General features: G+C 67.0%; 8 protein-coding genes. 2 read left to right on the forward strand and 6 right to left on the reverse strand.

The genetic code is table 11. The features are described 5' to 3' along the window. Positions 1-105 precede the first annotated feature (105 nt). A complete protein-coding gene (locus BCR55_RS20615) occupies positions 106-672 on the reverse strand; it encodes a CS1 type fimbrial major subunit (protein WP_035488015.1) in 567 nt (188 codons plus the stop codon). A gap of 410 nt (positions 673-1,082) precedes the next feature. Next, positions 1,083-1,583, reverse strand: a complete 501-nt coding sequence (locus BCR55_RS20620) for an Lrp/AsnC family transcriptional regulator (protein ID WP_035488207.1) — start codon at positions 1,581-1,583, stop codon at positions 1,083-1,085. A 190-nt stretch (positions 1,584-1,773) separates the two neighbouring features. Between BCR55_RS20620 and BCR55_RS20625 the strand changes: the two genes are divergently transcribed. After that, positions 1,774-2,790 carry a 1-aminocyclopropane-1-carboxylate deaminase gene (locus tag BCR55_RS20625; RefSeq protein ID WP_065495735.1) on the forward strand — a complete coding sequence of 339 codons (1,017 nt, stop codon included), beginning with the start codon at positions 1,774-1,776 and terminating at the stop codon, positions 2,788-2,790. 49 nt (positions 2,791-2,839) lie between these two features. Here the strand turns inward: BCR55_RS20625 and BCR55_RS20630 are convergent, their stop codons facing one another. From BCR55_RS20630 to BCR55_RS20645, 4 genes are all read right to left on the reverse strand, one after another. After that, complete coding sequence (locus BCR55_RS20630; RefSeq protein ID WP_065495737.1) at positions 2,840-5,845, reverse strand: hybrid sensor histidine kinase/response regulator; 3,006 nt, start codon at positions 5,843-5,845, stop codon at positions 2,840-2,842. Positions 5,846-5,948: 103 nt separating this feature from the next. Further along, positions 5,949-6,623 (reverse strand): response regulator transcription factor, encoded by a 675-nt coding sequence (locus tag BCR55_RS20635; RefSeq protein WP_006404485.1) that lies wholly within the window; start codon positions 6,621-6,623, stop codon positions 5,949-5,951. A 300-nt stretch (positions 6,624-6,923) separates the two neighbouring features. Further along, positions 6,924-7,130 carry a hypothetical protein gene (locus BCR55_RS20640; RefSeq protein ID WP_006404487.1) on the reverse strand — a complete coding sequence of 69 codons (207 nt, stop codon included), beginning with the start codon at positions 7,128-7,130 and terminating at the stop codon, positions 6,924-6,926. A 102-nt stretch (positions 7,131-7,232) separates the two neighbouring features. Next, positions 7,233-10,283, reverse strand: coding sequence for an ATP-binding protein (locus tag BCR55_RS20645; protein ID WP_258178732.1), 3,051 nt, complete (start codon positions 10,281-10,283; stop codon positions 7,233-7,235). 714 nt (positions 10,284-10,997) lie between these two features. On the opposite strand from BCR55_RS20645, the gene BCR55_RS20655 reads away from it, so the two are divergent. After that, entirely contained in the window at positions 10,998-11,870 is an 873-nt protein-coding gene (locus BCR55_RS20655; protein ID WP_053298017.1) for a helix-turn-helix domain-containing protein, read from the forward strand. The last annotated feature ends 15 nt before the right edge of the window (positions 11,871-11,885 follow it).

Below are 11,885 nucleotides of genomic sequence, written 5' to 3' on the forward strand. Positions count from 1 at the left end.
CGCTTTTTTCTATGAAATGGGATCTGAATTCGAATCGGCTATGGAAATCGGAATGATTCGATGAGGGGAAAACGGCCCCGGTGAGCCCGGGGCCGAAAAGCTGGCTTACTGGCCGGAGCCGCCCGAGCCGCCCGAGCCGCCGCCTGCTGCTGCCACCGGCTCGAAGAGCATCACGAGATCGCCGCTGTAGCTGCCGTTCGTGCTGCGGTTGCCGACCTTCGTCGGTGCGTCGACGGCGATCGTCAGATCGTGCAATTCGTCATAGCCGCCGTTGCCCGTGACGACCTGCGTGATCTTTTCCTGCTTGCCGAAAGCAACGGTCTTGTTGCCGGCGGCGCTTGCCAGCGTCACGACCGGGTTCGCCATCGAATAGCCGTTGCCCGACGACAGCTTCAGCTCCTGTGCCAGCGACACGTTGAAGTCCGCGCCCTTGGTCCACACGCGGATCGGCAGCGTCTTTTGGAACTTCGCCTGCTTGTAGTCCGTCGCTTCCAGCTCTTCCGTCGAGTACCACGACGAACCATCCGGCTTCGAGACGAAAATGCCGTCGTTGATCTGCGCGGTCAGCGTGATCTTCTTCGACACTTGATTGTCGTTCGCGGGCGCAGCGTGAGCGAGACCGATCAGTGCACCGCTCACACCCAGAGCTACGACGAGTTGGCTAACTTTCATATCTATATTTCTCTAGAAAAATGGTTTTCCGAAACCGAGGCATTTCGCCCGACATGTGGAATTGGACTCCACGGACGAAATAGTGAATTGATCAGAAGGAACGTTAAATAGGATGATTCCTATAATTGCGGGATGGGAGATAGGACGAGCGCGAAATTCTCTTTCTTTTTGCTCTCGCTTCGTTCTCCACAACGAAACGTCACGCTTTTTTCACATTTCAAATACCGCGAACGTGCACTGGTCGTCACGAACGGGCGGACCGCGCATCACGGTGCGGATCGGCGCACGAGACGCGTCGGCGCCGATCCGGCTGCATCCAGAACCGGCGCATCGAGCAGCCGTATCGATTCGTCAGATGCCGACAGGCAAACGAAACCGGCGGGCGCCGCCGACGCACCGAACGACTCGCGCTAAACCGGCAACGCATGCGTCGAAAGAATTTCCTTGAGCACCATGAACGACCTCACCTGACGCACACCCGGCAGATAGAGCAATTGCTCGGCGTGCAGCCGATTGAAACTCTCGTTGTCGCGTGTGCGCACCAGCATGAAGTAGTCGAATTCGCCGGTCACGACATGGCATTCGACGCATCCCGACACTTCCTGCGCCGCCGTCTCGAATGCAGCGAACGCTTCGGGCGTCGAGCGGTCGAGCACGAAGCCGATCACGACGAGCATGCCGGCCCCGAGCGGCTTCGGGTCGAGCAGCGCGACGATCCCGCGGATCAGCCCCATCTCCTTCAACCGCTCGACGCGCCGCAGGCATGCGGGCGCACTGAGCTTCACTTTCGCGGCGAGGCTCACGTTCGAGATCGACGCGTCCCGCTGCAGTTGCCGAAGAATCGCGCGGTCGATGCGATCGAGCGTCGGCGCGACATCGCCGGGCGACGCAGCCTTCCTGTCTAATTTCATTGCGTGTTTCTCCAATTCGACGAACTGAAATTTCTGAATCGACGTGATCGTCTTCCGCAACGTAGGCCGACGCGATTTATTTCGCAAGCTCATTTCGTGTCCACGTTCGTATCATTTTCCGACGGGCTGCGCGGCCGCCGGCCATGCGCGAGCGATCCCGCCTCTCTCTCTACGTCCCCGGAGCACGCCGATGAACCTGCAACGCTTCCCTCGTTATCCGCTGACGTTCGGCCCGACGCCGATCCAGCCGCTCAGGCGCCTGAGCGATCACCTCGGCGGCAAGGTCGAGCTCTACGCGAAACGCGAGGACTGCAACAGCGGTCTCGCGTTCGGCGGCAACAAGACGCGCAAGCTCGAATACCTGATTCCGGACGCGCTCGAGCAGCGCGCGGATACGCTCGTGTCGATCGGCGGCGTCCAGTCGAACCAGACGCGGCAGGTCGCGGCCGTCGCCGCGCATCTCGGCATGAAGTGCGTGCTGGTGCAGGAGCATTGGGTGAACTACGACGATCCCGTCTACGACCGCGTCGGCAACATTCAGCTATCGCGCATGATGGGCGCCGACGTGCGGCTCGTGCCGGACGGCTTCGACATCGGCATTCGCCGCAGCTGGGAGGAAGCGCTCGAAAGCGTGCGACAGGCGGGCGGGCGGCCATATCCGATTCCGGCCGGCTGCTCCGAACATCCGCTCGGCGGCCTCGGCTTCGTCGGCTTCGCGGAAGAAGTGCGCGCGCAGGAGGCGCAGCTCGGCATACGCTTCGACTACATCGTCGTCTGCTCGGTCACGGGCAGCACGCAGGCCGGGATGGTCGTGGGCTTCGCGGCCGACGGACGCGCGGACCGCGTGATCGGCATCGACGCGTCGGCGACGCCCGCGCGCACGCGCGAGCAAATCACCCGCATCGCGCGTCATACGGCCGAGCTCGTCGACCTCGGCCGCGATATGACAGACGCCGACGTCGTGCTCGACACGCGTTATGCCGGCCCCGAGTACGGGTTGCCGAACGAAGGCACGCTGGAAGCGATCCGGCTCTGCGCGCGGCTCGAAGGCGTGCTGACCGATCCCGTCTACGAAGGGAAATCGATGCACGGCATGATCGACAAGGTGCGGCGTGGGGAATTCGAGCCGGGAGCGAAGGTGCTGTATGCGCATCTCGGCGGTGTGCCCGCGTTGAGCGCATACAGCGCGATCTTCGCGGACGGTTGACGCGATCCGGCCGCGGGCGCGATGCGCGTTGCCCGATACGTGGGACGCGTTACGCGTCGGCGTCGAGCCGGGCCAGCGCACGCGCGATAGCGTGCTGGAAGTCCGGCCAGTTCGCGTCGACGGTCCCCGCCTCGACCGCGCGCTCCATCGCCGCGCAGGCGTCACACGCATCGGTATCGCCGGCAAGCGCGAAACCGCCTCGCATCGAATGCAGTTCGAGCCGCAGCGTCGCGACATCGCCGCGTGCCGCCGCGTCGTCGAGCAATGCCATCGAGCGGCGCGTTGCCGCGCGCAGCGTATCGCGCACGTCGTCCGACAACACGGACGGTGCGTCGTACGCGACATCCGCCGTATCGCGCGCCGATGCGGCGCGCTGGCCGGCATGCCGCGTCAGCGCCGCATCGAGCACCGCGATCGACAACGGCTTCAGCACGAGCTCCGCGATACCGACCTGCTCGCAGCGACGATAGTCGTCCTCCGTCGCGTGCGCGGTCATCGCGATCACGGGCACGCCCGCACGCTGCTCGCGCAGGAAATTCGCGAGTGCATAACCGTCGAGTTCCGGCATCCCGAGATCGGTCAGCACGACGTCGAACGGCGCTTCGAAGAACGCGCGCATCGCCTGGATGCCGTTCTCGACGATCGTCGCGCTGTGATGCAGCGCTTCCAGCTGATCGCGCAGCAGCGCGCGGCTCGCCGGATGGTCTTCGGCGACCAGCACGCGAATCGGCGTCGCGTCGCGCGCGACGTCGACGCTGCCCGGCGCCGCTTGCGCCATCGCGCCCGGCTGCGCGGCGCGCCAGTTCGGCGGCGCTTCCGGCAGCGGCAGCGTCACGCACATCGTCGTGCCTTCGCGTTCGCGGCTGTCGACGGTGAGATCGCCGTGCATCAGCATCGCGATGCGCCGGCACAGCGGCAGCCCGAGCCCCGTGCCGCCGAAGCGGCGGTAGATCGACGCGTCGGCCTGGATGTACACGTCGAACAGCGTCGGCACGCTGTCGGCCGGTATCCCGATCCCGGTGTCCGCGACGCGGATCTCGACGCGCGCGCCGCCCGCGCCGCGCACCACCCGTCGCACATCGATCGACACGCAGCCGCGCTCCGTGAACTTGATCGCGTTGTCGACGAGATTCGACACGATCTGACGCAGCCGCACCGGGTCGCCGACGTATCCGTCGGCCAGCTCGGGCGCCACGCGGCACGTCAGCTCCAACCCTTTCGCGCTCGCGAGCGGGCGATAGAACGCGGCGATGTCGTCCAGTACGTCGCGCACGTCGAACGGGATGCGCTCGATCGTCATCTGGTTCGACTCGGCCTTCGACAGGTCGAGCACGTCGTCGATGATCCGCAGCAACGCGTCCGATGACGACGCGATCGTGTCGAGCCGCCGCCGCTCGGTCGGCGCGAGCGGCGCGCGCGCCATCAGCTCGAGGTTGCCGACGATCGCGTTCAGCGGCGTGCGGATCTCGTGGCTCATCGTCGCGAGGAATGTCGACTTCGCCTTGTTCGCGGACTCCGCGGCGACGCGCGCCTCGTGCAGCTTCTGCTCCATCTGCTTGCGCGCGGTGATGTCGGTCAGCGTGCACAGCAGCGCGTCGACACCGCGATAGCGCGTACGCATGATGTTCGCGACGACATGCGGCGTATCGGGCCGGTCCGGAGCGATCGGCAGCTCGCACGTGACGACCTTCGCGTAGCCGCTCGCGTCGCGATGCTCGCGATAGGCGCGCCACAGCCGCTTGCCGAGCGGCGCGTCCGACGTCAGCCGCTCGTAGCGCGTCATCGTTTCGTTGCAGACGATGTCGTCGCCGTCCGCGAGCGACAACAGCGCGAGGCCTGCCGGCGCGGTGCGGATCAACGCGCGGTTCAGCGCATCGCTTTCGATCAGCCGGATCGCACGGCGATAGGCCGGACGCAGCGCGCGCCGATCGAACGCGACGACCGCGAGCCACAGCGCGGCGATCGCGAACAGCGCCGCGCCGGCCGTCGCACCGAGCGACACCGCCAGCGCTTCGACGACGCTGCGCCACGAGAACGTCGTGACGAACACGAGATCGGATTCGGGCAGACGATCGCCGATCACGAAGCGCGTGCCGACGCGATGCACGGCCGCACGCACGTCGCCCGGCGCACGCGCGAACGCAAGCGCACGCTCGACGAGCACCGCCGGGACCGGCGCGCCGATCGCGACCGTTCCGCGCGCGTCGACGAGCGCATGCGTGTCGTCCGCATAGTCGGGCTTCATGATCGCGCCGACCTGCGCGCGCGTGTTGATCACGAGCCAGGCGATCGGCTGCCCGGACGCACCGCGCACGGGCCGCGAGAGTCGCCATACGGGGCGGCCGAGCAGCGTATCGTCGCGCGTGTCGAGCAGCGCGTCGTCGCGGCCGTCGATCGTGCGCAGCGGCACGCCGATACCGCGGTGCGGCTCGACGCTGCGAATCAGCGCATGCATGTCGATCGCATCGAGCCGGCCCGTCAGCCGGCCGACCGGCTGAACGCCGACGATGCCGATGAAGTCGCCCCCCGTGCCGATCAGATAGGCGCTGAGCCCCGCGTTGATCGTGTGCGGCATCGACACCGCGATCATGTCGGTCTGCTGAAACAGCAGCGCGACGTACCGCGAGTACGCTGCGGCGCCGCGATCGTGCGTAAGGTCCGCGAGCACGGCGGTCGACGGCATCCCCGCGCGGCCGCTGACGATCAGCCGGCCGTGCGCGTCGTCGAGCCGGCGTAGCTGAGCGGGCGTCGCGCGCGGATCGGTGCGCTCGAACATCTCGATGCTGTCCGCGTGATGCGTGAGCAGCGCGTTCGCGACCTGCAGCTCCGCATGCAGCTCGGCCTCGCGCCCGAGAAACGCCGAGCGCGCCCGCGCGAGGAAGTCCGACACGTCGAGCAAGACGATCAACACCGCGCAGGCGAGGATAAACACGGTGACGGCCGCGCCGCCGCCGTACAGCAGCGCGCGCTGCTGACGGCGCACGCGGGCCGGCTCGAATCGTTTGACGGTGGCGGACGCGCTGCGCGCGGCGAGCTTTTTCAGTTCCTTGGGCATACGCTCGGCTGCTGAGGGAGGCGCATGGGCGCCGGGGCGGTGGAGACGATCGCCGCGCACGCGCATGCCGCTGCGACATGCATGACGCAGCGGCGCGGCGCGATCACGGCCGGGCCTTCTGCTGCGTATTGCCGGCCGGATCGGGCAGCATGCCTTCATCGGCGAACCGGATCAGATCCGCATCGCGGACGATGCCGAGCTTCTTCATCGCGCTCGCCTTCTGCGAACTGATCGTCTGCTTGCTGCGATGCAGTTGCGCGGCGATCTCGCCGACGGTCATGCCCGCGGCGTACAGGCGTACGACTTCGATTTCCCGCGTGGTGAGCCGCCGCTCGGTGACCGACGAGCCGGCGCTGTCGAGCAGATGCCGGATGTGCGGCGACTGATAATCGGCACACACGAACGCCGCGTGGACGGCGCCGACCAGATGCGAGATCGCATCGGACTTGCTTAGAATGCAGCCGACGCCTTGCCGGCGGATCGCATGCAGCACGCTCGGGTTGTCGATCATCGTGATCGTCACGATCCGCAGCGCCGGATAGCGGCGCTGCAGGAACGACAGCAGCACGAGCCCGTCGCCGAACTTGCCGCCCGGCATCACGTAGTCGAGCACCAGCACGTCGCTCGGGTTTTCTTCCAGTGCCGCGACGAGATCGGTCGAGTTCGACACGGTCCCGACGAGCTCGATCGTGCTGCTTTCGGCCAACACCCTCGACATGCCGATCGCGGACGAAGGGTGGTCGTCCGCCACCATCACCCGCACGCAGAATTCATCCATGGTCTCTGTTCTCCCCGGCTTCGACGATGTGCTCGCTCATGGCCGTCATCGGCCGCGCGCCGTGCGGCCTGACCCGTTCGGCGGCTCCGCCGGTTCGACGGATCGGACAGGCAAGCAGCATCAAATATCCAGACAATAGCATCGGTGAACCGCTTGCGCGCCACGCGCAACGGGCCGAGCGGCGCAGATCGCCGCGATCGCGCGAGCGCCGTGCGCCCGCATCGCGCGCGCGCGGCATCGCGGGAGGGCCGCGCGCCGCCTGGTGCTGGTGCGCCGGCGGCATTCGCTGCGTACGCACCTTCAATGGCCGTTCGCGCCCTCGCCGGCCATGCCGGCTTCGCGTCGCCCGTTTTCGGCGACCTGCTTCCACGCGTCGATCGCATGCCGTCGCTGCAACGGCGACATGATCAGAAACTCGTTGATGCTCGCCAGAAAGTCTCGCCGAGACTTCTCTGGAAGCATCGCGAAATCGAGCAGCAATGCGATGACTTTCTCCATATGGTGCACGGTCTCTCTCCACCTCAAAATAATCCGTGCCGCACGCGGGCGGCGGCAACGGTCTGCCTTCGATACCTCGGACATTCGCGGCAGCGCGCGCGCGACGGCACGTCATGCGACGCCGTCGTGCGATAGCTGCGCGATGTCCTGTTCTTGTCGTTGTTCGCCGTCGACGTGCTTGCCGCGACGTCGCGCCACGCCCGAGAGCACGCCGCGCAGACGTCCGAGCGTCACCGGCTTCGTCAATATGCTGTACACGTTCGCGGCCGCGCAGCGGCGTGCTTCGTCCGGCGCGAGATGCGTCGTGACGATCGCGACGCTGCACGGCATCCCGCGCGCATGCACGGCTTCGGCAAGTGCGCATGCGGCCATGTCGGGCAGATCGGTGCCGATCAGCAGCAGGTCCCAGTCGCTGCGGTACAGCAGGTCGAGCGCCGCGCCCGCGAGGCCGACGACGTGCACTGCACAGCCGAGCGCGTCGAGCTGCTCGCGCAATATCGTGCCGTTCACCGATGCGTCGTCGGCGAGCAGGACGCGCATCGTCGTGCGGCCGCAGGCGGCCGGCTCGGCCGCGCGATCGATCGGCACGATCGCCGCCGCGCCGCCGCGCGCAGGCACGAGTGCCGCGCGCAGCGCGCCGAGTGCATAGCTCGACACGCGGATCATGCGGCCGACGCGGCCGGGCTCGAGCGGGCCGTCCGGCGTCGCGAGCACGACCGGCGCGCTGCCGGCGAGCCGATCGAGCGCGTCGCCGGGCCACTCGTCGGCATCGCCGAACAGCACGATCGCGCTCGCGCGCATGCAGCGCGCGGCCGGTATCTGCGTCGGACACGCGTAGACGCGCACGTCGAATCCCCACGCGGCCAGATGCGGCAGCGCGAACTGCCGCCACTCCGCCTGACGCGCGACCAGCAGCAGCGTGCCTGCGTCGCGCGCGACGGGCGCGGCGATCGGCTCGACGTCGAGGCCAAGCGGCAGCCGCACCGTGAAGCAGCTGCCGGCGCCCGGCGCGCTCGTCACCGCGATCCGGCCGCCCATCGCGGTGACGAGGCGATCGCACAGCGCGAGCCCGAGGCCCGTGCCGCCGTAACGGCGCGCGATCGTCGCGTCGACCTGCGAGAACGCACGGAACAGCTTGTGCAGATCCGCGCTGCCGATGCCGATGCCCGTATCCTCGATCGCGATCGCCAGCTCCGCCGTGCCGCATTCGCCGCGCACCGCGCGCAGGCGCGCGGTCACGTGTCCGTGCGCGGTGAACTTGATCGCGTTGCTGAGCAGATTGCCGAACACCTGCGCGAGCCGCGTCGGATCGCCGCGCATCCGCTGCGACGCGCTCGCCGCGATCTCGCAGAACAGCGGTAGCCCCTTCGCCTTCGCGACGGGTGCGTACGCGCCCAACTCGCGCGCGATCACGCCGATCGCATCGAATTCGATCGACTCGACCGGCATCGCGCCGGCCTCGACCTTCGTGAAATCGAGAATGCCGCTGACGAGCTCGAGCAGCCCCGACGCCGCGTTGCGCAGCGTCTGCACGCGGCTGCGCTGCGGCAGATCGAGCACCGAGCGCTCGAGCAGTTCGAGATTGCCGAGGATCACGTTCAGCGGCGTGCGAATCTCGTGGCTCATCGCGGCGAGGAACGACGACTTCGCCGCATTCGCGGAGTCCGCCGCGCGCACCGCTTCTTCGAGCTTCTGCACCAGCTGCCGCTTCGCGGTCACGTCGACGACCGCGACGATCAGCACGTCGCTCCCCTGATAGCGCGCATCGCGTGCGATCACTTCGAGATGCAGCGGCGGCGCATCGGCGCCGGCCGCGGCCTGCGCATCGGGCAGCACGAGTTCGATCTGAAACGGCGCATTCGATGCGCCGGCGCGATACTGCGTGAGGATCTGCGCGGACAGCGTGCCGCAATCGCAGCCGAGTCGCGCGACACGTTCGGCGAGCACGGGACTGACGAGCATGAAGCGCCCGTCGGCGCGCGAGATGAGCCCGAGCCCGATCGGCGACATCTCGATCACGCTGCGGCACAGCGACTCGCTGTCGAACACGCGCTGTGAGCGCGCATAGACGCCCGCGAGCACACGATGATGGAAACGCACGAGCAGCACCCACATGATCGCGATCGTCAGCAGCGACGCGCCGAGCAGCAGGCCCGCGCGCAACGCGACGGTGGCGGCGATGTGCGTCCACGACAGCGCATATGCGAGCGTCCATCCGGTCTTGTCGAGCGTGCCGCGGAACACGACGTGGCCGCCGCGGAACACCGGCTCGTCGGCATCGCCGGGCTCGCGCGCGACGTCGAGATCGAGCAGCCGGGCGATCCGCGCGTCGTCGTGCGCGACGCCGGGGCCGGCCGTCACGAGCCGGTTGTCGGCCGTTGTCACGAAGAACGTGCCGTCGGCTGCATTCGACGGCACCCACGACAGCAGGTAATCGGGCGCGTATTCGGTCACGAGCACGGCGAACGGCTCGCCGTCGACCTGTGCCTGCGCGGCGATCCGGATGCGGCGTTCGCCGGACACGGGATCGATGAACGGCGGCAGCCAGCGCACGTGCGGACGGCCGTGGCCGGCGCTCGGCGGTGCATCGCCGAAATCGATGCGCAGCGCGTCCAGCGTGCGTGCCCGCTCGTCCGGCGTCGCGAGGCCGGCTCCGTCGCCGCGCGAGTTCGGCACGAGCCCGAACATCGCGGTGCGCGTGCTGTAGTGATAGCCGATCAGCGCATAGCCGCGATTGATCGAACTCGCCGCGCAGATCCGCGCGAGCAGCACCGACAGCGACAGGTAGCGCGCGACTTCGCGCCGGTCGGCGGTCTGCCCCGGCACGCCGAACACGACCGACGGATACGGCGTAATCGCGATCTGCTGATCGCTCGAGTAGAACGCATCGACGACGCCGTCCGGCGCGCGGTCGATGTCCCGCCAGATCAGCTGCGCGTTCGATACGCCGTTGCGGAACGACGTCTCGCTGACCTTGATTTCGTTCAGCGTCTGTACGAAGCCCGCGAGGTAATTGCGCCGCTCGCCGTCGAGATAGCCGTAGACGATCGACGCCATCCCGAGCGCACAGGCGATCAGGATCAGGACCGTGACGACGATGCCGCCGCCGAACATCGAAATGTTCTGATAGCGTCGAATCGATTGGAGCGAACTGTAAGGCATGACACAGCGCGGGCGGCACGCCACCTGGAATGCGCGCATTCCGGGTCGCCGTGCATCGCATGAACGAAACCGTACAAAAACGAAAACGGGTCGATCATGCCAAACGGCGCCGGGAAAAACAGTTCTGAATCAACGGTTTAGTACTCGTCTGATTATCTGGAAAGCCTAGTTCGGACTTGAACGATACATCGTGCACGGACGACGTAGGGCGCGCGCATCGAATCGCGATCGCGGGATCGGGCGAACGCGGCCGTGCAGATGGCATGCAAACGGCAGCGCGCGCGGCGGTTGGGCGAGCGGTAATAGCGCTGCTTTGCGAATCTCGTGATCGCGCCGATGGAGGCAATAGCGTGCGGAAAGGTGGCGCGCGGGATAGGGAAGACGGAACGCGAATCGCGCGTGGCATGACCGGCAGACGGCGCTTGGCCGGTTTGCGTGCGGCGCGGCGAATCGCAATCCGCCGGCGCCGGCACGCAGTCCAGGGCTCTCTCAGGTTCTCTGCCGGAAACGTTCCGTTACGGCATCGCCCCACGGTGGGTGGCGGTGTCGACGTCGTCGCCGTCGTGCGCAAACATGACGCGACAAACAATCGTGACGTGGTGCGCAATAATAATCGAGATACAGCATATGTCAAGGCGACCGCTCATCGTAAGCTTGCATGACGCGTCACTTTTGCTATGCTCTCCGTCGCCAACTACCGGAAACCTCACCACGATGTCCAACAGCGAGCAGGCCAACGTCGATCTGATCACCGCGAACAAGGTGCGCGATCTGCTGAACCGGAACGGCATCGCGCCGCGCAGCCACAACACGACGATCGCGAACGTGCTCGGCCTGAGCTTCTCGGTCGTCACGCGCAAGATGAAGGGGCTGATTCCTTGGAACCTGTCGCAACTGCAGGACATCGCGACGCACTTCGGCGTGCCGCCCGCGATCCTGCTCGACGACAAGGGCGCGCAGCCCGCCGACGCCGAGATGATCGACGCGACGCTCGTGATCGAATCGCGGCGTTTTCGCTGCCGCGCCGCGATCTCGACGAAGGCGAGCAGCCAGATCGACACCGAATTCGTCGCGCTGCAGTGGCAGGGCGAATGGATCGTCACCGAACGCCGGCACGCGCGCGAAGGCCGCACGCATGCCGTCGAGCTGATCGAGCTGCGTTCGAGCCGGCCGAACGCGTATGCCGCGCGGATCGCCGTCGTCGACGATTCGCCGGACGTCGCCGAAACGGTATGCGAGTATTTCATCGAAAAGGGCGTGCACGCGATTCCGTATCATGACGGCCACGCGTTCCGCGAAGCGCTCGCGATCGAGGACTTCGACGGCTACATCCTCGACTGGATGCTCGGCGACGAAACGGCCGCCGATCTGGTGCGCGGGATCCGCGCGAGCGAGAACGGCGATGCGCCGATCTTCCTGCTGACCGGCAAGATTTCGACCGGCGAAGCAAGCGAGGACGAAATCGCGCACATCGTGTCGCATTACAACGCGCGCTGCGAGGAAAAGCCGGTGCGCCTGCCGATCCTGTTCGCCGAGGTGGCGCGCGAACTGAAGATCGTGCCGCCCGTCGCGCCGGCCGGGACCTGAGCGCCGCGCATCGTC

Source organism: Burkholderia sp. CCA53 (assembly GCF_001685525.1).
In the GTDB taxonomy this organism is placed as follows: Bacteria; Pseudomonadota; Gammaproteobacteria; order Burkholderiales; family Burkholderiaceae; genus Burkholderia; species Burkholderia multivorans.

Coding starts and splice junctions, on each gene's coding strand:
- BCR55_RS20635 (WP_006404485.1), bottom strand. CDS start 6,623: ATGGATGAATTCTGCGTGCGGGTGATGGTGGCGGACGACCACCCTTCG.
- BCR55_RS20655 (WP_053298017.1), top strand. CDS start 10,998: ATGTCCAACAGCGAGCAGGCCAACGTCGATCTGATCACCGCGAACAAG.
- BCR55_RS20615 (WP_035488015.1), bottom strand. CDS start 672: ATGAAAGTTAGCCAACTCGTCGTAGCTCTGGGTGTGAGCGGTGCACTG.
- BCR55_RS20630 (WP_065495737.1), bottom strand. CDS start 5,845: ATGCCCAAGGAACTGAAAAAGCTCGCCGCGCGCAGCGCGTCCGCCACC.
- BCR55_RS20625 (WP_065495735.1), top strand. CDS start 1,774: ATGAACCTGCAACGCTTCCCTCGTTATCCGCTGACGTTCGGCCCGACG.
- BCR55_RS20645 (WP_258178732.1), bottom strand. CDS start 10,283: ATGCCTTACAGTTCGCTCCAATCGATTCGACGCTATCAGAACATTTCG.
- BCR55_RS20620 (WP_035488207.1), bottom strand. CDS start 1,583: ATGAAATTAGACAGGAAGGCTGCGTCGCCCGGCGATGTCGCGCCGACG.